Annotated in this window: 19 protein-coding genes; 9 read left to right on the top strand and 10 right to left on the bottom strand. The window is 70.2% G+C overall.

The window, feature by feature from the left end:
* Window positions 1-68: 68 nt before the first annotated feature.
* On the top strand, window positions 69-1,418 hold the full coding sequence (locus OS889_RS10110) for a DEAD/DEAH box helicase (protein ID WP_372389588.1): 1,350 nt from the start codon (window positions 69-71) through the stop codon (window positions 1,416-1,418).
* 27 nt (window positions 1,419-1,445) lie between these two features.
* Here OS889_RS10110 and OS889_RS10105 read toward each other — a convergent pair whose 3' ends face one another.
* Window positions 1,446-1,847, bottom strand: a complete 402-nt coding sequence (locus tag OS889_RS10105; RefSeq protein WP_372389587.1) for a transcriptional initiation protein Tat — start codon at window positions 1,845-1,847, stop codon at window positions 1,446-1,448.
* 92 nt (window positions 1,848-1,939) lie between these two features.
* Between OS889_RS10105 and OS889_RS10100 the strand changes: the two genes are divergently transcribed.
* Window positions 1,940-3,496: a DUF790 family protein gene (locus OS889_RS10100; RefSeq protein WP_372391597.1), complete on the top strand. Its 1,557-nt coding sequence runs from the start codon at window positions 1,940-1,942 to the stop codon at window positions 3,494-3,496.
* A 2-nt stretch (window positions 3,497-3,498) separates the two neighbouring features.
* On the opposite strand, the gene OS889_RS10095 is transcribed toward OS889_RS10100, so the two are convergent.
* Both OS889_RS10095 and OS889_RS10090 read right to left on the bottom strand, forming a co-directional pair.
* Window positions 3,499-4,044 (bottom strand): DUF7122 family protein, encoded by a 546-nt coding sequence (locus OS889_RS10095; RefSeq protein ID WP_372389586.1) that lies wholly within the window; start codon window positions 4,042-4,044, stop codon window positions 3,499-3,501.
* Window positions 4,041-4,979 carry an RsmB/NOP family class I SAM-dependent RNA methyltransferase gene (locus OS889_RS10090; protein WP_372389585.1) on the bottom strand — a complete coding sequence of 313 codons (939 nt, stop codon included), beginning with the start codon at window positions 4,977-4,979 and terminating at the stop codon, window positions 4,041-4,043. The genes OS889_RS10095 and OS889_RS10090 overlap by 4 nt, the downstream gene beginning before the upstream one ends.
* Before the next feature lie 116 nt (window positions 4,980-5,095).
* On the opposite strand from OS889_RS10090, the gene OS889_RS10085 reads away from it, so the two are divergent.
* A complete protein-coding gene (locus tag OS889_RS10085) occupies window positions 5,096-5,839 on the top strand; it encodes a proteasome assembly chaperone family protein (RefSeq protein ID WP_372389584.1) in 744 nt (247 codons plus the stop codon).
* 76 nt (window positions 5,840-5,915) lie between these two features.
* A complete protein-coding gene (locus tag OS889_RS10080; RefSeq protein ID WP_372389583.1) occupies window positions 5,916-6,668 on the top strand; it encodes a nucleotide exchange factor GrpE in 753 nt (250 codons plus the stop codon).
* Between the two features lie 6 nt (window positions 6,669-6,674).
* On the opposite strand, the gene OS889_RS10075 is transcribed toward OS889_RS10080, so the two are convergent.
* Together OS889_RS10075 and OS889_RS10070 are read right to left on the bottom strand one after the other, a co-directional pair.
* On the bottom strand, window positions 6,675-7,631 hold the full coding sequence (locus OS889_RS10075; RefSeq protein WP_372389581.1) for a DUF4349 domain-containing protein: 957 nt from the start codon (window positions 7,629-7,631) through the stop codon (window positions 6,675-6,677).
* Between the two features lie 219 nt (window positions 7,632-7,850).
* Window positions 7,851-8,702 (bottom strand): polymer-forming cytoskeletal protein, encoded by an 852-nt coding sequence (locus OS889_RS10070; RefSeq protein WP_372389580.1) that lies wholly within the window; start codon window positions 8,700-8,702, stop codon window positions 7,851-7,853.
* Window positions 8,703-8,827: 125 nt separating this feature from the next.
* Between OS889_RS10070 and OS889_RS10065 the strand changes: the two genes are divergently transcribed.
* The gene (locus OS889_RS10065; protein ID WP_372389579.1) at window positions 8,828-9,025 is read left to right on the top strand and encodes a DUF5800 family protein; all 198 of its coding nucleotides are present in this window, start codon (window positions 8,828-8,830) and stop codon (window positions 9,023-9,025) included.
* 22 nt (window positions 9,026-9,047) lie between these two features.
* Here the strand turns inward: OS889_RS10065 and OS889_RS10060 are convergent, their stop codons facing one another.
* The gene (locus tag OS889_RS10060) at window positions 9,048-9,731 is read right to left on the bottom strand and encodes a dolichyl-phosphate hexose transferase (protein WP_372389578.1); all 684 of its coding nucleotides are present in this window, start codon (window positions 9,729-9,731) and stop codon (window positions 9,048-9,050) included.
* Between the two features lie 69 nt (window positions 9,732-9,800).
* On the bottom strand, window positions 9,801-10,583 hold the full coding sequence (locus OS889_RS10055) for a ribonuclease H-like domain-containing protein (protein WP_372389577.1): 783 nt from the start codon (window positions 10,581-10,583) through the stop codon (window positions 9,801-9,803).
* Window positions 10,584-10,680: 97 nt separating this feature from the next.
* Between OS889_RS10055 and OS889_RS10050 the strand changes: the two genes are divergently transcribed.
* Complete coding sequence (locus tag OS889_RS10050; RefSeq protein WP_372389575.1) at window positions 10,681-11,391, top strand: SOS response-associated peptidase; 711 nt, start codon at window positions 10,681-10,683, stop codon at window positions 11,389-11,391.
* A 22-nt stretch (window positions 11,392-11,413) separates the two neighbouring features.
* On the opposite strand, the gene OS889_RS10045 is transcribed toward OS889_RS10050, so the two are convergent.
* Genes OS889_RS10045 through OS889_RS10035 form a run of 3 tightly spaced genes read right to left on the bottom strand, consistent with a single transcriptional unit; the run spans window position 11,414 to window position 14,553 of the window.
* Complete coding sequence (locus OS889_RS10045) at window positions 11,414-12,415, bottom strand: ABC transporter ATP-binding protein (protein WP_372389574.1); 1,002 nt, start codon at window positions 12,413-12,415, stop codon at window positions 11,414-11,416.
* Window positions 12,412-13,395, bottom strand: a complete 984-nt coding sequence (locus OS889_RS10040) for an ABC transporter permease (protein WP_372389572.1) — start codon at window positions 13,393-13,395, stop codon at window positions 12,412-12,414. Before OS889_RS10040 ends, OS889_RS10045 begins: the two co-directional genes overlap by 4 nt.
* A 27-nt stretch (window positions 13,396-13,422) precedes the next feature.
* Complete coding sequence (locus OS889_RS10035) at window positions 13,423-14,553, bottom strand: substrate-binding domain-containing protein (RefSeq protein ID WP_372389571.1); 1,131 nt, start codon at window positions 14,551-14,553, stop codon at window positions 13,423-13,425.
* A gap of 63 nt (window positions 14,554-14,616) precedes the next feature.
* Here OS889_RS10035 and OS889_RS10030 point away from each other — a divergent pair, with 63 nt between their 5' ends.
* The 3 genes from OS889_RS10030 (at window position 14,617) to OS889_RS10020 (ending at window position 18,212) form a co-directional block, all read left to right on the top strand.
* The gene (locus OS889_RS10030) at window positions 14,617-15,303 is read left to right on the top strand and encodes a TOBE domain-containing protein (protein WP_372389569.1); all 687 of its coding nucleotides are present in this window, start codon (window positions 14,617-14,619) and stop codon (window positions 15,301-15,303) included.
* A gap of 176 nt (window positions 15,304-15,479) precedes the next feature.
* Complete coding sequence (locus OS889_RS10025) at window positions 15,480-16,574, top strand: putative sulfate/molybdate transporter (RefSeq protein ID WP_372389568.1); 1,095 nt, start codon at window positions 15,480-15,482, stop codon at window positions 16,572-16,574.
* Between the two features lie 144 nt (window positions 16,575-16,718).
* Window positions 16,719-18,212, top strand: a complete 1,494-nt coding sequence (locus OS889_RS10020; protein ID WP_372389566.1) for an MATE family efflux transporter — start codon at window positions 16,719-16,721, stop codon at window positions 18,210-18,212.
* The last annotated feature ends 25 nt before the right edge of the window (window positions 18,213-18,237 follow it).

Here is an 18,237-nt window from a genome sequence, read left to right as displayed (position 1 = left end):
GGCGGCGGCGACGTCGCGCCCGGTGCCACCGGCCCACATATAAATACGACCGCGACGGACTCACGCCTGTGCTCACGTTCCGGTTCGAGGACGGAACGATCCGGATCGACGGGCTCGACGAGTCCGACGTCGGGTCCGACTCGCTCCCGGGCGTCGCCTGGGACGACCGCGGCCTCGTCGCTCGCGCGCCCGCCCACCGCTACGCCGACCTCCGGCGCGCGCTCCGCGAGGCCGACGTCCGCTTCGAGGATCGGGTGCTCCCGGAGACGTCCCTCTCGCTGTCGCACGCGTACGACCTCCGCCCGTACCAGGAGGAGGCGATCGACGCCTGGCGCGCCGGCGACGACCGCGGCGTCGTCGAACTCCCGACGGGCGCCGGGAAGACCGTCCTCGCGGTCGACGTCATCGCTCGACTCGGGGTGCCGACGCTCGTGGTCGTCCCGACGATCGACCTCCTCGACCAGTGGAAGCGCGAACTGGAGACCGAGTTCGACGTCCCCGTGGGGCAGTTCGGCGGCGGGGAGCAGACCCAGGAGGCGATCACGGTCTCGACCTACGACTCGGCGTACCTGCGCGCCGAAGACGTCGGCGGCGACTTCGGGCTCGTCGTCTTCGACGAGGTCCACCACCTCGGCGGCGAGGGCTACCGCGACGTCGCGCGGCTCGTGGCCGCGCCCGCCCGCCTCGGGCTGACGGCGACCTTCGAGCGCCCCGACGGCGCCCACGAGATCATCGAGGACCTCGTCGGGCCGAAAGTCTACGAGGCCGGCGTCGACGACCTCGCGGGCGAGCACCTCGCGGACTACGAGGTCCGGCGCGTCGAGGTCGAACTCGGCCCCGAGGAGCGCGAGGCCTACGAGGCGGCCCAGGGGACCTTCGTCGACTACCTCAAGCGCTCGAACCTCTCGCTGAAGAGCGGCTCCGATTACCGGAAGCTGGTGATGCGTTCCGGCAACGATCCGAAGGCCCGCGAGGCGCTCCTGGCGAAGCAGCGCGCCCGGCGGATCATGATGAACGCCGACGCGAAGGTGGAGACGCTCGGCCGATTGCTCGATCGCCACCGCGAGGACCGGGTGATCGTCTTCACGGCCCACACCGACCTGGTCTATCGGCTCTCGGAGCGGTACCTGCTTCCGGCGATCACGAGCGAGACCGGCGCGAGCGAGCGCCGGGAGATCCTCGACCGATTCAGGGACGGGACGTACTCGCGGGTCGTGACCGCGAACGTTCTCGACGAGGGCGTCGACGTCCCCGACGCCAACGTCGCGGTCGTGCTCGCCGGGTCGGGCTCCGAGCGGGAGTTCACCCAGCGGCTCGGACGGATCCTCCGCCCGAAGGACGACGGCGGACGCGCGCTGCTGTACGAGGTCGTGAGCGAGGAGACCGCCGAAGAGCGCGTCGCGGACCGGCGCCGGTGAGTGTGATCAGTGTGATCGAGACGGTGCTCAGGCGACGTCGACGCTGAGATTCCCGTTCGTCGTGAACCGCTCGTAGGCGACGTCGAACGTCACCGACCACTCGGCCGTCTCCCCCGCGGGAACCGCGAGCGACGCCTCCCGCTCGAACTCCTCGTCGCCGAGGCCGACGGTGACCGTCACGGTCGCGGTCCGCTCGGCGTCGCTTCGGTTCCGGACCGTCCCGAACACGCGGAGGTCGCCCGCGTCCGTCGCCTCGAAGTCGAAGGTGCCGACGCTGAGAGGGGGCGGGGCCGTCGTTCGGCGGGGTTCGCCGGCGGGCGCGTCGGGCGGGTGGCGCGGACCCGTCGCTCCCGGCGCCGCGCCGAGGCAGCCGCCGAGAAGCGCCGAGAGCGACCCGGCCGCGGCGGCGAGTACGGTGCGTCGGTCCATCGTGCCACGAACGGCCGGCCGTGGTGATGAGTCTTCTCCTCGGGACCTGCGAGAGCGGCACGCTCTTGGCCCGCGGCCGCCAACGCGGGAGCGTGCTGCGAAAGGACCTCCTCCGGGTCTCCAGGGCAGGCGGCGGCTACCATCCGCAGTTCGCGGGACGCGAGGACCGGCCGCTCGCCGCGCGCGTCATCGGCGTCTTCCAGGGGCACGTCGGCGAGCCGCGCCGGCGCCTGGACGAGGCGCTCGACGACCTCGAACGCGACGCCGACGACTTCAAGCTCGTCCGCGGGTTCGCGGCGCTCGTAGAACGCGAGGGGGTCTTCGAGACGCGCGCGCCGCACCCGCCCGAGCGGGTCAGGCGCGTCGTCTTCGAGTCCGCGGAGGGAGTCGGCGCGGTCGTGACCGAGAGCGACCGGCTGGAGGCGCTGGAGACGGCGGCCGACGCGCTCGGGACCGACGTCGAGTCCATCGAGACGTCGCTGTACGCCGATCGGGAGGTAAACGAGGTGCTGTCGTCGTTCGAGCCGCGGTGGGATCCCGACCAGCTCATCGAGCAGTACAACCTCTCGCTGGCCCAGACCGCCCTCTTCGACGCGACGGAGGTCCGCGTCCGGAGCTCGGACCCGAAGCGGCTCGTCTCGGCCGTCAAACGCCTCGGTCTGATGTACGAGATCCGTCGTGAGGGAGGGAGCGGAGGCCACGCGGACGACAGCATCGCCGAGCGCGAGCTCGTCGTGACCGGCCCCGACGCGCTCTTCCGGCGGACTCGCCGCTACGGGACCGCCTTCGCGCGCCTCCTGCGGAGCGTCGCAGGCACGGCCGAGTGGTCGCTGTCGGCGACGATCGACGACCGCGGCACCGAGCGCGAACTCCGGCTCGACTCGGGGGACGTCTCCGTGCCGGACGTCGATCCCGTCGCGGAACCGACCTACGACAGCGGCGTCGAGGCCGACTTCGCCGCCCGGTTCGCCGGCCTCGACCTCGACTGGGAACTCTCGCGGGAGCCCGAGCCGCTCGCGGCGGGCGCGCGGGCGATGATCCCCGACTTCGCGTTCGACTACCGGCCCGGCGGCGCCGACGCGCCCGCGCTCCGGGTGTTCTTCGAGGTGATGGGGTTCTGGACGCCCGAGTACGTCGAGAAGAAGCTCGACCAGTTCGGAAGCGTCGACGACGACGTCGAACTTCTCGTCGCGGTCGACGAGTCCCTCGGCGTCGGCGAGGAGATCAAGGCCCTCGACCACCGGGTGGTCACCTTCACCGATCGGGTGCGCGTGAAGGACGTCGTCGACGCCCTCCGGGAGTACGAGTCGGCCCTGGTCGACGCCGCGGCGGAATCGCTCCCCGACTCGCTCGTCCCCGACGACGACGTGGTCCACCTCGATACCCTGGCGCGCGACCACGGCGTGAGCGCCTCAGCCATCGAGTCGGTGTCGTTCCCCGAGCACGAGCGCGTGGGTCGGACGCTGATTCGCCCGGCGGTGCTCGACGCGCTCGCGGCGGACATCGAGCCGGGGCTGTCGCTGTCGGAGGCCGAGTCGGTGCTGGCGGACCGCGGCATCGACGACACATCCGCCGTCCTCTCGCGGCTCGGCTATCGGGTCGCGTGGGAGAGCCTCGGCGGCGGGACGATCGAGGAGAAAGAGCCGTAGCGCTACGAGAGGTCCTCGCGGCGGCCCTTCGGGATCGTCGACCGGAGTTCGCCGTGGAGGTAGAGCCCGACGCCGATCGGGTCGACGTCGCCGGCGATATCGTGGGCGGCGATCACGTAGCCCCAGTCGCCGTCCCAGCGCGGCAGGTCCTGGTCGTCGCCGCGGGCGAAGCGCTCGGCCTCTTCCCCTCCCAGGACGACGACGTTCTCGGTCGCCGCACCGCCGAACCGCTGGACCGCGTTCGTCGAGGGCTTCCAGTGCTCCTGGCGCGCGCGGAGGATCCGCAGCCCGAGCCCCTCCACTGAGATGGGGGAGACGACGTCGGCGGCGAACGCCCAGAGCTTGCCGTTGCCCTTCTCCCAGAAGGTGTAGTCGTCCCAGATCTCCGGCGGGATCCCGTAGCGGTCGTGCCACCAGTCGACGACCTCCGAGCGGGCCGGCCGCCCCGGGACCTCGCGCTCGTCGGGCGTCGCCGGCAGGCGGTCGAACCGCTGACCGTCGTTCTCGGGCGGGTCGCCGCCGCTACCGTCCTCCGTCTCGTCAGTCATCCCGTCACCTCCAGTTTCGCACAGAAGAACCCGCCCGTGTCGTTGCGGTGCGGGTAGACGCGGTGGGCCCGCTCGACGGCCGGATCGTACTCCTCGCCGTCCCACTCGGTGACGCCCGGATCCGTCTCGAAGCCGTCGGGGGCCTCCCACTCGCGGAGCTCGCAGTCCTCGGATTCGAGCGCGTGGTCCAGGACGGCCTCGTTCTCTTCGGGCGCGAAGGTACAGGTCGAGTAGACGACGGTGCCGCCGGGTCGCGTCGCCTGGATCGCCCGCCGGAGGATGCCCTTCTGGATGCCCGCGACGCTCTCGACGTGGTCCATCGACCAGCGGTCCAGAGCGTCGGGATTCTTGCGGATCGTCCCCTCACACGAGCAGGGCGCGTCCACGAGCGCGCGGTCGAAGGCCTCGACTCGGTTGTCGTGGTCGGTGCGGTCGCCGAACGGCTTGAACGAGAAGTTCCGCGCGTCCTGATTCGTCACCGCGAGGTTCGTGATCCCGAGGCGCTCGGCGTTGTGCCGGAGCGCCGAGAGCCGCCCGAGGTTGTTGTCGTTGCCGATCAGGAGGCCGGAATCGTCCATCAGGTCCGCGAGCTGGGTGGTCTTGCTCCCCGGCGCGGCGCAAGCGTCCCAGACGACGTCTCCCGGCCGTGGATCGAGCGCCAGCGCGGGCAGCGCCGATACCTCCTCCTGGCCGTGGAGCCAGCCGTGGAAGTACGGCCACGACGTCCCCGGGCCGCGCTCGTCGAGCCGGAAGATTCCGGGATGCCAGTCGGTGACTTCGTAGTCGACACCCTCGTCGTCGAGCGCCTCGCGGGCGCGGTCGACGGAGGCCTTCAGGGTGTTGACGCGGACGACCGAGGGGAGCGGCCGCTCGCACGCCCTGCGGAACGCGTCGAAGTCGTCGACGAGCGACGCGTACCGCTCGAGTGGTTCCATAGGGGAGGCAACTCGGCGGGCCCGCTTGTGGGTGTCGGTTCCGCGACTCCCCTCCGAGCACGGTGGTTCGGTCCGGTTCCCAGCGGTTTTACCACGGTCGGCGCCGTGGTGACCGTATGGCTCGCATCTCCACGCTCGCCGCCGACGTGTCGCTGTCGGAACCGTCGCTGGTCGAGGGGTTCCCGGGCGTCGGCCTCGTCGGCAAGATCGCCGCCGACCACCTCGTCGAGGAGTTCGAGATGGTCCACTACGCCAACGTCTACTGCGACGGGCTGCCGAAGGTCGCGGTCTACGCCGAGGACGACGCCGAGCTCCGACCGCCGGTCCGGATCTACGCCGACGCCGACCGCGACCTGCTCGTCCTCCAGAGCGACGTCCCGATCCGACCGGACGCCGCCGTCGAACTGGCCGACTGCCTGTCCGGGTGGTTCGACGAACTGAACGTGACGCCGCTGTACCTCTCGGGGATCCCGCGGGAGAAGGACCAGGGCACCGTCCCGTCGCTGTACGGCCTCGGCATCGCCGACGGCGTCGATCGGATCTCCGAGGTCGGGATCGAGGTCCCACACGAGATGGGCCTCGTCTCGGGACCGACGGGCGTCCTCCTGAATCACGCCGTCGAGTCCGGGCGGACGGCGGTCGGGCTGGTCGTCGAATCGGACCCGCGGTTCCCGGACCCGGAGGCGGCCCGGATCCTGATCAAGCAGGGCATCGAACCGCTGACGGGGCTGGACGTGCCCGTCGACGACCTCGTCGACCGCGCCGAGCAGATCCGACAGGCGAAAGAGCGCCTCGCCAAGCGGATGGAGGAGGCCGGCGAGGAGAGCACCCAGGCCCGGCCGATCGGGATGTACCAGTAGAGTACAGTAGCGCAGCGGTCCCGCCGGTCGACCCCCTTTCTACACGTTTAAGGCTCGTCGTCCACTCTCACCGGATATGAGCGATGAGTCCCCCGAGAGCCGCACCGCGGCCGCCGAGTACTCCGACGTAGACGCGGACGACGAGGCCACGGACGCGCAGGCGGATGCGGACGCGGACGTGTCCGACGACGCCGCACCCGACGAGCAGGCGGACGCCGACGGGGCGGGCTCCGGGGACGACCACGAGGAATCGGATCTCGCCGACCGAGTGGCGGAGTACGACGAGGCGCTCGCCGACGAGGTCGCGGCGCTGGAGTCGCGAGTCGCCGATCTCGAATCCGAGCTCGAAGAACGGGACGGCCGCATCGAGGAACTGGAGTCGGCGCTGAAGCGCTCGAAGGCGGACTTCAAGAACTACAAGAAGCGCGCGAAGAAGCGCCAGGAGGAGATCCGCGAGCGGGCCACGGAGGACTTCGTGGGCCGGATCGTCAGCGTCCGCGACAACCTCGTGCGCGCGCTCGACCAGGACGAGGACGCCGACATCCGCCCGGGGATCGAATCGACCTTGGAGGAGTTCGACCGCATCCTCGACGAGGAGGAGGTCTCGGCGATCGAGCCGGCGGCCGGCGAGGACGTCGACCCGACGCGCCACGAGGTACTGATGCGCGTCGAGGACGCCGACCAGCCCGAGGGAACGGTCGCGGAGGTATACCGCCCCGGCTACGAGATGGCCGGATCGGTCGTCCGGGAGGCACAGGTCACCGTCAGCGACGGGCCGGGCGCCGACAGCGAGGAGGGCGGCGAAGCAGACGAGACGGACGCGGAGTAGCTCGAATCAGTCGCCGTTGCCGCGGCTCGGGAGGCCGATCCGGCCGCGGTACCGCCAGATCGCGCCGCCGACGAGCACCACCGGGAGGCCGAACGCGATGAGGTACGGGAGCGCGTAGGCAAGCCCGACGACGATCGCTCTGGCGACCACGACGACGCCGTCGACCGACTGCAGGAACGCCGAGACGACGGGCGTGTCGTACCACCGATCGGGCGCGACGCGGTTCGGCGTCGGCCGCGGCTCCTCCAGCCTGACTGTCAGCGTCGAGTAGGCGACCTGATTCTGCAGGGACTGCAGTCGGGCCTCCAAGCGCTCGATCTCGCCCTGGACGTCCGAGAGCTCGCGCTGGACGGCCAGCACGTCCTCGGTGGTGTTCGCTTGATCGTAGAGTTCGCGCAGGCGGTCGCGCTCCGCGCGGAGGTTCTCCAGTCGGGCCTGGATGTCGACGATCTGTCCGGTGACGTCGCGGGCGTTGGTCTCGACCGATTCGACTTCCCCGAGCGCCTTCGCGTCCTCGACGAGGCCCTCGAAGCGGTCCTGTGGCACGCGCAGGACGACCTGTCCGCGGACCCAGGTCTCGTTGTCGATCTCGCGGCGGTCCTGAGCGGTGTCGCTGACGTAGCCCCCGTAGCCTTCGACCGTCGAGGTGATGTCCGCCCGGGCGCGCTCGAAGTCGTCGACCTCGACGACCACGGTTCCGGTCCTGATCACCTGTCGCTCCTGGACGTTCACGGCGTCACCGCCTCCGCCCCCGCCGTCGCCGCCGGAGCCGCTCGCGGCGTCCCGCGCGACGGCGGTTCCCGTCGGGGCGCCGGTGGCTTCCGGCCCCGCGGCCGCTTGGGTGGCCTGTTCGTAGCCGCCGGCGTCGCCGCCGCCCGCGCCGCCGCTGCCGGTCGCGCCACAGCCGGCCAGCGCGACGAGCGCGACGAGCGCGAGGGTCGCAAGCGTGCGTCTCGATGTCATCACGGATACGGGTACGACACCTCACGGGAAAGACGCGCCGATGGCACAAAGGGGTCTTTGAGTTTCCCAAGGGGCAAACAGCCGGCCGTCCGTCGCCTCGCCCGCACCGGGTGGCCGGACAACCGCGGCCGGCGCGGGGCCGTCGCTACGTCACGGCGGCGCTGGCCGCGGTACAGTATATAAGATCTCGTCCGCGACTCGACTCTTATCGGGGACCTGTCACTCCGCGTCGCGGGAGGCGTTCGAGCGGACGAGCCGAACGTCGCCCTGGGCGCGGATCGTTCCGTCGACCTCCGCGCCGTCGTGGAGTTCCAGCGCCGAGCAGGAGACGTCACCGAGGATCTGGGCGCCGTCGGCGATCGTGACCGTCCCGTCGCGGGTCGTCACGTCGCCGTGGATCCGGGTGCCCTCCGCGATCGAGATGTCGCCGCGGGCGCGGAGGCTCCCGAAGATGTTGTTGTCCTCGCCCACTTCGAGCCGCTCGGCCCGGATGTTGCCGTGGAGCCGACAGCCGTCGCCGACGACCGCGGGCGTCGAGGCCTGCCAGGCGTCGTCGGAGACGGTCGACCCCCGCGGGATCACGAGCGGGTCGTCCTCGCTGTCGCCGGAGAGCGCCTCCGCGAGTTCGTCGGCCGCGTCGTTCTCGCCCAGGCGGAGGAGCTGTGAGAGGACGACGAAGTAGAAGACGAGCGTCGGCACCGGATTGCGGATGACGATCCAGCCGTTGGCCTCGAAGCCCTCCTCGATGTCGACGTCGTCGCCGATGTCGAGGTCGCCGGAGACCATCAGCCGGCCGCCGATGTGGACGCGCTCGCCGAGGTAGGCGTCCTCGCCGACGAGGACGTTGCCGGCGACGTCGCACCAGACGTCCAGCCGGCAGTCGCCCTCGGCTTCGATGTCGCCGCCGAAGGTGACGCGCTCGCCGGCGAGGACGTTCCGGCCGCGGACGCCGAACTCGACGGTGCTCTGCCCGCCGACGACGACGTCGCCGTCGGTCACGAGGTCGTGCTCCTCGACGGTCGTCCCGTCGGGGATCTCCAGGGCGTCGAGCGGGTCCTTCCCGAGTGCCACACTCCGCATCAGCGCACGCGTCGTAATAAACGGCGCGTCAGACGCCCGTCGGACGAGCGGTCGGGAGCGACCCCGCCGCGACGCGGACTGATGGGCTTTTACTCCGCGGCCGAGTAGATCCGCGTATGACCGCACTCTCTTTCGACGAGGACGGCGTCGACGTCGTCTACGAGGGGACCGAGTTCCGCCTCGAAAAGGAACTCATCGAGGAGGCGACAGAGAAGTCCTACCCCGACGTCACCGACCACGAGGTACTGAAGATCGTCGAGGAAAACCCCGCGCTGAGCGGCGAACCCCGGCGGATCAAGGACATCATCCGCTGATCCGCCTTCCGCGTCGGCCGCGCTACCCGAACCGCTCTTCGAGACACACCTTCACGATCGACTTCGCGATGGCCGCGCCGCCGCCGAGCGGATCGAGCTTCGTCTCGCCGGCGCGCTCGCGATAGGGAATCGGCTCCTCGCGGACCTCGTAGCCCCGCATCAGCGGCCGGATGAGGAGCTCGGCCGACAGCCCGGTGTTCTCGGTCCACTCGATGTCGTGGAGGAGTTCCCGTCGGTAGGCGCGCATCCCGGTCGTGGTGTCGTGGACGCGCTCGCCCATCAGCGCGGACGCGACGAGCGCGAACGCGACGTTGCCCAGGCGATTGAAGTCGGGCATCGCGTCGGCGCCGTGGTAGAGCCGGTCGCCGGAGACCACGTCGTAGCCCTCGTTGATCAGATCCAGAAACTCGGGGAGCTTCTCCATCGGGTAGGTGTCGTCGCAGTCGGTCGTGACGACCACCGGTCGGTCGGGCGTGAGCACCGCCTCCCGGACGGCGTAGCCGTAGCCCATCGGCGGCTGTTCGATCACCGTCGCGCCGTGCTCGCGGGCGATCTCGGGGGTCCGGTCGTCGGAGCTGTCGACGCAGACGACCTCCGCGCAGCCGTCGGTGACGTCGTCGATGTCTGCCAGGACTGTCTCGATGGCCGCCTCCTCGTTGTAGGTCCCCATCACGACCGCGAGGTCGTCGAAGGTGTACTCGGTCATTACCCGCCGTTTCCGCCGGGGATATTTGAACTTTTAGGTTCGCCAAAAAGTCGGCGAGCGAACGTCTCCTCAGCGCGGGTCGGGGATTCCGGCTGGCTCGCCGGCGACCGCGCCGATCGACGTCTCGTGGAGCCGGCGGGCGACGACGTCGGCGAGGTTCCGGAGGTTCTCGGTGTCGTCGCGGTTGTACGAGACGAGCGTGTCGAGCGCGTCGTCGTCGCCGTCGCGGGCGTAGCGGTACCAGAGCCGGACGGCGTCCCGCCCCGAGAGATCCGGGCGGTCGCGGTCGATGCCGACCTCCGTCTCGATCGCTTTCAGGCCGCCCGTCAGGTCGATGCGCCGGCAGGGATAGATGAGGTCTAAGTGCGGCGCGTCGATAGAGACCTCGAAGTTCTGTTCGAGGAAGGGCACGTCGAACTGCTTGCCGTTGAAGGAGATCACGAGCGGCGCGCCCCGGAACTGCTCGGCGAGCGCCTCGCTCGTGAGGTTCTCGCCGCGGACGAGCGTCGTGGTCTCGCCGCCGCGAGTGACGGAGACGGTGGTGACATCCTCGGTGTGAGCGTCGAGGCCGGTCGTCTCGATGTCGAAGAAGAGCGCCTCGTCGCGGAAGTTCTCGTAGAAGCGCCACGTCTCTTTGGCGGGGAACCGCTCGCCGAAGTAGCGCGCGTCGCCGTCGTCGAGCCGTTCGAGCGCCTCGGCGAGGAAGGACTCGACGCGCTCGCTCGTCTTCGGGCCGAGCGGCGCGCGGTCGGGGTCGAAGTCCGCCCACCGCACGATTCCGGCCTCCCACAGCGAGCGCTCGCGGGCCTCGCCGACGCCCTCCGCGGGGACGAAGCTGTTCTCGATTCGCATATCCGAGTCAGGGGGTGGCGGGGGCCTAAGGGTGTCGGACGGACGCGGGCAACGCCACGGCCGATTCCGTTTTCCCCCCGGGCGACCAGGGGCGGGTATGTGCGGCCGCTACACGCTCTTCACGCCCGCCGACGAGCTCGAAGCGCGGTTCGATGCGACCTTCGCGGAGCCGCCGGGGCCGCGGTACAACTGCGCGCCGGGGCAGTCGCTGCCGGTCGTCAGGAACGACGCACCGGACACCTTCCGCCGCCTCAAGTGGGGACTGATCCCCTCGTGGGCCGACGACGAGTCCGCCGGCAACGACCGCATCAACGCCCGCGCGGAGACGGTCTCCGAGAAGGCTTCCTTCTCGGAGGCCTACGAGCGCCGCCGGTGTCTGGTCCCCGCCGACGGCTTCTACGAGTGGGTGCAGGAGGGGGAGACCAAACGGCCCTACCGGGTCGCGCTCGACGACGATCGCCCGTTCGCGATGGCCGGCCTGTGGGAGCGCTGGGAGCCGTCCCACACCCAGACCGGCCTCGGCGACTTCGGCGCTGGCGGCGCGACCGACACCGAGCCCAAGACGATCGAGTCGTTCGCGATCGTCACGACCGAGCCCAACGACGTCGTCGCCGACCTCCACCACCGGATGGCGGTCGTCCTCGACCCCGACGAGGAGGAAAAGTGGCTCCACGGCTCGACCGACGAGGCCGCGGAACTGCTGGATCCGCACCCCGGCGAGGAGTGGACGGCCCATCCGGTCTCGACGCGGGTGAACAGCCCCGCGAACGACGACCCGAGCCTGATCGAGCCGGTCGAAGCTGAGTGAGTGAGAGGGTCGGGGTCGGCCGTCAGCAGGGGTGGAGCCGGTCGCGCGGGAACGAGACGACGATCTCGCTGCCGACCTCCGGCGGGCGGTCGGCGAACGCCTCGACGGTCACGTCGTCGAAGGCCAGCGTGATGCGGTTCGTCGCGTCCTCACGGACGACGCGTTCGACCCGCGCGCGGACGTCGCCGTCGCCGCTCGCGTCTCCGTCGAAGCGGACGGCCTCCGGCCTGATCGCGACGCGCTCGGGCTCGGACCCCGAGTCCGTCTCGGCGTTCGTGAGCGTCCCGTTCAGGCGCGAGCGCAGCGAAGGTGCCGACGTGAGGTCGACGACGTTCGATCCAGTGAAGCTCGCGACTGTCGGGGATTCGGGCCGCTCGAACACCTCCTCGGGCGTGCCGCGCTGGACGACGCTCCCGTCCTGCATCACGGCGATCCGATCGGCGATCGCCCGCGCAGTCGTGCGGTTGTGCGTGACGTAGATCGAGGTCACGTCCGCGAGGACGTCGACGAGATCGTCCCGCAGCAACTGCCGCGTCGGCACGTCCAACGCGGCGAGCGGCTCGTCTAAGAGGAGGACGTCCGGACGCACCGCAAGCGCGCGGGCGAGCGCGACGCGCTGTTTCTCTCCGCCCGAGAGCGTCGGCGGGTTCCGCTCGGCCAGGTGGGAGACGCCGAGTTCTGCGAGCAGTTCGTCGGCTTCGCGCGACGAGTCCCGGTAGCGCGCCCCGTACTCGACGTTTTCGCGGACGGTCATATGCGGGAACAGCGCGTAGTCCTGGAACACGAAGCCGAAGTCGCGGTCCTCCGGAGCGTGGTCGGTGATGTCGGTCTCGTCGACGGTCACGGTGCCGTCGTGTTCGTGGAAGCCCGCGATCGACTCCAGGAGGAGCGTCTTGCCGCTCCCCGACGGCCCGAGGATGACCAGATTCTCGGCCGCCCCGACCTCGACGCCGGCGTTGACGGTGAACGGCTCGGCCCCTTCGGCGGTGAACGTCGAGACGACGTCCGCGGCGAGGTAGCTCACGGCACACCCCCCATCGTGTTGTCGTCGGTCAGGTAGCGGACGATCAGGAAGATGACCGCAGAGACCGCCAAGAGCAGGAAGGCCACGGCGCCGCTCTCCTCGAGGCCGCCCTGGAGGTAGGTGTTGTAGACGAACACCGGGGCGTGCTGGGCGGTCACGTCCCCGCCCTCGAACGGGTAGAAGAACTCCACGCTGTAGGCGACGACGGCGACCGCACCGAACTCCGAGACGGCGCGGGCCCACGCCAGCACGCCGCCGGTGATCATCCCGCGGGCGGCCAGCGGACCCGTGACCCGGCGGAAGGTCTCCCAGCGGTTCGCGCCGTGGATCCGAGAGGCGTATTCGAGGCGGTTGTCGATCGCCTCGAACGCCTCACGCGTGGCGTTGACTGCGTAGGGCGCCGCGACGAACGCCATCGCGAGTACCATCCCGATCATCGACCCCAGCACGGAGACGTTGGGGAACGCGCCGCCCTTCCCGAAGCCGAAGAGGATCAGGATGCCGGCGACGGAGTGCGGCACGACGAGCGGGAGGTCGACGAGGCTCTCGACGAGCGGCTGGCCGCGGAAGCCCTCGGCCAGCAGGTGCGCCAGCGGGACGCCGAACGCGAGGCTGAGGAGCGCCGCCAGTAGCGGCCCGTAGACGCCGAGGTACAGCACGCGGTGAACGCCGGGATCGAGGGCCTTCTCGACGACGAGCGACGGCGTCTGCCGCGCGACGAACATAAACAGCGGCAGGCCGAGCGCGACGACGAGGACGCTCCCGAGCGTCGCGCTCGCGACGACGAACGAGGAGCCGTCGAGCGCGTAGGCGGTGACCGCGGTGCTCCCGATCATAAAGTAGGCGTACCACGTGGGGCGCCCGGCGGTGTACGCCGCCGCGAACGCGACCGCTTGGAGGCCGACGAACGCGGCGACGAGCGCGGCGCTGTTGATCCCGCCGGCGTCGACGTCCAGTCGGGGTCCGGTCTCTGTGGCCATCGTGAGTCCAGAAGAGAGCGGCCCCGCCTATAGCTCCAGCGGGCCGAGGTTCTCTTGCGCGCTCGCGACCTCCATCACGCTGTCGGGGACGGCGTCCTCGGCGCCCGCCGGGACGACGATCGGATCGACCGGCACGAGCCCCAAGTCCTCGAGCACGGTCCGGCCGGGGTCGGTCGCGAAGTACTCGACCCACTGGGCGCCGCGGCCCGGAGACTCCGCGACGGAGGGGACGGTGATCCCGTAGGCGATCGGCGCGCCGGTGAACGTCCCCGAGCCCGTCTCGACCTCGGCCTTCGCGTAGTGTTCTGCGTACTCGCTGTTCGCCCGCGAGAGGTCGACCTCGGGCTGGAGGTCGACGTACGGGAGGCCGGAGCTCGCTGAGATCGACTGGTAGTAGAAGACGTAGTCGAGCTCGCCGGATTCGAGCTGGCCTTCGAGGTTGGTCTCGGTGCCCGTCGGGACCGTCGAGTTCTCCCGGAGTTGCTGGTAGGTGGCGTCGTCGTAGAGGCGCTCGCCCTGGAACTCGATCGCACCGAGCTGCTGGGACATCACCGCGCGGTAGCCGCCGGGGTCGACTGCGGGATCGGAGTGGCCGATGGTGACGTCGTCGCGGGTGAGGATCTCCCACCAGTTGTCCGACGAGATCTCGTCGGCGCCGGGGGAGTCCTCGCGGTACTGGATCGACATCGAGTTCGTCGTGAAGATGGCGTACCAGTCGCCGTAGTCCGGGAGGATCCGGTTCCGGATCAGCCGGAAGTCCGATACGCCGAGGACGTCGGCCGAGCGACCCTGTTGGGTGATCTTCTGGGTCGACGCGACTGAGCCCTTCGCCTCGCGAGTGACGTCGACGCCGTACTCCTCTTCGAACTGCGGCTCGGCCTCGCTGAACGGCGGCGCGAGCGACCCCGCGTGGAAGATCGTCATCGAGTCACCCATCGGAGTCGCGGTCGGCGTCCCGGTCTCGGTGGCGGTCGAGTCGCCCCCGGAGGCCTCCGTCTCGGTGTCTTCGGACCCTCCGCCACCGCTATTACCGCCCGAACACCCGGCGAGGGCGGCGACGCCCGCGGCACCGGCTGCGGTCAGGTATTGTCGACGGGAGGCTGCCTTTCTCCATCCGCTCTCTGCTGTGTCTCTGCGTTCGGATCGTTGTTCCGACATAGATACATCCCCGTTTTATCAGCGGAGACATAATGCTTTTGCTCGCGGCCACGAAGAACAGCTATGGACGTTCGCCCCTCGTTCGACGCTTACATCCGGAACGACGGCGTGACGCTCGACGCCCGCGACGCCGCGCTCCTGCGCGCCATCGACCGGGAGGGCTCGCTCAATCACGCCGCGGAGGTCCTCGGCCGATCGTACGCACACGCCCAGCGGCGCGTCGTCGAACTCGAAGAGGCGTTCGGATCGCTCGTCGAGCGCCGTCGCGGCGGGTCCGGCGGCGGCGGGAGCGAACTCACAGAGACCGCCAACGATCTCCTCACGGCCTTCGAGCGGACCCAACAGAGCTTCGAGGGCGTCGCCGACATCGCCGAGACGGTCCTGGAGGGCGAGATCACGGCGCGGGACGGCGAGCTCGTCACCGTCGACACCGACGCGGGGCCCGTCCGCGCACTCGTCCCAGAGGGCGAGGGCCGCGTACAGCTGTCGATCCGCGCCGACGCCGTGACGCTGACCGACCCCGCCGACACCCCCGTCCCCGAGCACACGAGCGCGCGAAACCGCTTTTCGGGGACGGTCACCGGCGTCGAGTCGGGAGAGCGCATCGCCCGGATCGCCGTCGATATCGGGACCGAGGAGCCGCTCCTGGCGCTTGTCACTCAGGACAGCCGCGAGAAGTTGGGGCTGGCGCCCGGAAGCGACGTGGTCGTCTCGTTCAAGGCGACGGCGACCCGCGGCATCTCCGTCTGATCGCGTCCGCGCCGTCGTCGACATCGACGAACGAAACCGTACGTGGTTTCGTTTTCGGAGTGGGTAACCGTCACCACTGATCGCGATCGCAGACCTGACACGGCGGAATCTACTTCCTAGCCGAATCCGCCTTCCGAACCAAGCGGTTATGTAGGGCCGGATACTGTACGAATGTGATGGAGAACCTCGCTCGCGTCCGGCGGCTCTCGGGGTTCGAACTCTCCCGGAGCGAGCTGACCGGGGCGTTAGGGGATTCGGTTACGGTTCTTCCGGTCGTCGTCGCGGTCGCGGCGCTCACGGACCTCTCGCTGTCGCGGTTGCTGCTCGGCTTCGCGGTCTTCCAGGTCGTCTGGGGGCTCTACTACGGGCTCCCGATCTCCGTCGAGCCGATGAAGGCGCTCGCCGCGCTCGTGATCGCGGGCTCGCTCACGCCGTCGGAGCTCGCGGCGGCTGGCCTGCTCGCGGGCGTCACGCTGCTCGCCGTCGGCGCGACGGGGACGCTGGCCCGGATCGAGCGCTACGTCGACCGGCCGGTGATCCGCGGCGTCCAGCTCGCGGTCGGGCTCGTGCTCCTCCGCACGGGCGTCGAACTGAGCCTCGGCGGCCCGGTGTACGCGCTCGTCGCGATCGGCGTCGTCGCCGGGACCGTCGCGGTCGGATACCGTCGGGGCAGCACGCTCGCGGTCCTCGCGGTCGGGATCGCCGTCGCGCTCGCCGAGACCGGGATGCCGAGCCCGCACCTCCCAACGCTCGCGTTCGTCCCTCCCGGCGCCGTCGCGCTCTCGACCGACGCCGTCGGCGCGACCGTCGGCCAGCTCGCGATGACGGTCGGCAACGCCGCCGTGGCGACGTCGCTCCTGCTCTCGGACTACTTCGACGCCGACGTCTCCGCCGACGACCTCGCGAGCAGTATGGGCGCGATGAACCTCCTCGCGATCCCCGTCGGCGCGATGCCGATGTGCCACGGCAGCGGCGGCGTCGCGGGCAAGTACGCCTTCGGCGCCCGGACCGCCGGCGCGAACGTGATCCTCGGCGTCCTCTACGCGCTCGCGGCCGTCGTCGCGGTCGGCGCGGTGGCCGCCTTTCCCCTCTCGATGCTGGGCGTCGTCCTCGCGGTCATCGCCGTCGAACTGGGCCGAGCCGGCCTGGATACGGACGACCTCCCGATCACCGTCGGGGTCGGGCTCCTCGGCGTGGCGACGAACGTCGGGATCGCGTTCGTGGTCGGCGTCGTCGCCGCCCGTCTCCGCCGACGCGTCGCCGACGCGTGACCGCGTCCGCGACGTCCTCGCGGGCGCGGAACGCAACCGCTATCCAGCGGGACCTGATACCACTACGACGTTGACGACGGCACTGCAACTGGTCCACCGCGACCGCCCTCCGACCGACGACGCGCTCCCGACGGGAGCGGAACGATGAGCGGGAGCGACGCCCCCGATTCGGGCGGGCGGCGCGCGGTGAACGTCACCGACGGCCCCCTGCTCAAGCCGCTCGTGGTGCTGTCGCTGCCGATCGTGCTCACGAACCTCCTGCAGGTCGCCTACAACCTCGCGGACACCTTCTGGGTCGGTCGACTGGGCCAGGACGCGGTCAGCGCCCTCTCGTTCTCGTGGGCGATCGTCTTCCTGATCATCACCCTCGCCGCCGGCTTCACCGTCGCCGGGACGGTCCTCGTCGCTCAGAACAAGGGCGCGGGCAACCTTGATCGGATCAGCGCGGTCGCCGGGCAGACGATCGCGTTCGTCATCGGGGCGTCGGTTCTGCTCTCGGTAGTCGGCTACGCGCTGGCGCCGTGGCTGCTCCGACTGATCGGCGCGACGCCCGGGACCGAGGTGTTCGCCCTCTCTGTGACCTACACACGGACGATGTTTCTGGGGATCCCGTTCGTCTTCGGCTTCTTCATCTTCCAGTCGCTCCTCCAGGGCTGGGGCGACACCCGCACGCCGCTGTACCTGATGCTCCTCGGCGTCGTGCTCAACGTCGTCGCCGATCCCTTCCTGATCCTCGGTTTCCAGGACAATCTCCTGTTCGAGGTCGCGGGCCTGACGGCGCTGCAGGCGGACCTGTTCGCCGCGACCGGATTCACCGGCTTCGGCGTCCAGGGCGCGGCGATCGCGACGATCGCCTCGCGGGGCCTAGGGGCCGTCGTCGCGATCGGGCTCTTGCTCTCCGGCCGCGTCGGGATCCACCTCGCACCGCGTGATTTCGTTCCCACGCGCGAGACGATCCGAAAGATCGTCCGGATCGGCGGCCCGGCCAGCATCGAGATGAGCACCCAGTCCCTGGGCGTGACGGTCGTCACCGCGCTCGTCGCGCTCGCTGGCGCCGACGCGGTCGCGGCCTACGGAATCGGAACGCGGGTCACCTCGCTCGTCGTGCTGCCCGCGCTCGGCCTCGCGCGCGGGACGGAGACGATCGTCGGGCAGAACCTCGGCGCGAAGCAGCCCGACCGGGCGAAGCAGTCGGTCGTCGCGAGCGCTGCCATTACCGCTGTCGTGCTCGCCGTCGTCTCCGTGATCGTGTATCTCGGTGCGGCCGCCATCGTCGACGTCTTCATCACCGGCCCCGACGCCACACGCGTCGTCGCGGTCGGGGCCGAGTACCTCCGCATCGTCGGCGCGACGTACGCCTTCCTCGGCGTGTTCCACGTCCTCCAGGGCGCCTACCGCGGGAGCGGAAGCACTCGGCTGGCGATGATCTTCGGCGTGCTCGGGCTGATTCTCCTCCGCGTGCCGCCGGCATACGTCCTGCTCGCGTGGTTCGATCTCGGCGCGACCGGCGTCTGGTACGGGATCGCCCTCGCCAACGTCGCGATGGTGCTCATCTCGGGACTGTACTTCCGGCGCGGCACCTGGACCGACGGCGTGATCGAGCGAGGCCGCGAACGGGAAGTCCCGGCGGATGATTGAGTTTACTGACGGGCCGCTCGTCACG

Origin of the sequence: Halobellus sp. MBLA0158 (assembly GCF_041477585.1) — an archaeon.
GTDB lineage: Archaea > Halobacteriota > Halobacteria > Halobacteriales > Haloferacaceae > Haloquadratum > Haloquadratum rubicundus.
The sequence above is the reverse complement of the archived record's forward strand: the minus strand, read 5'-3'. Positions and strand labels throughout refer to the sequence as shown.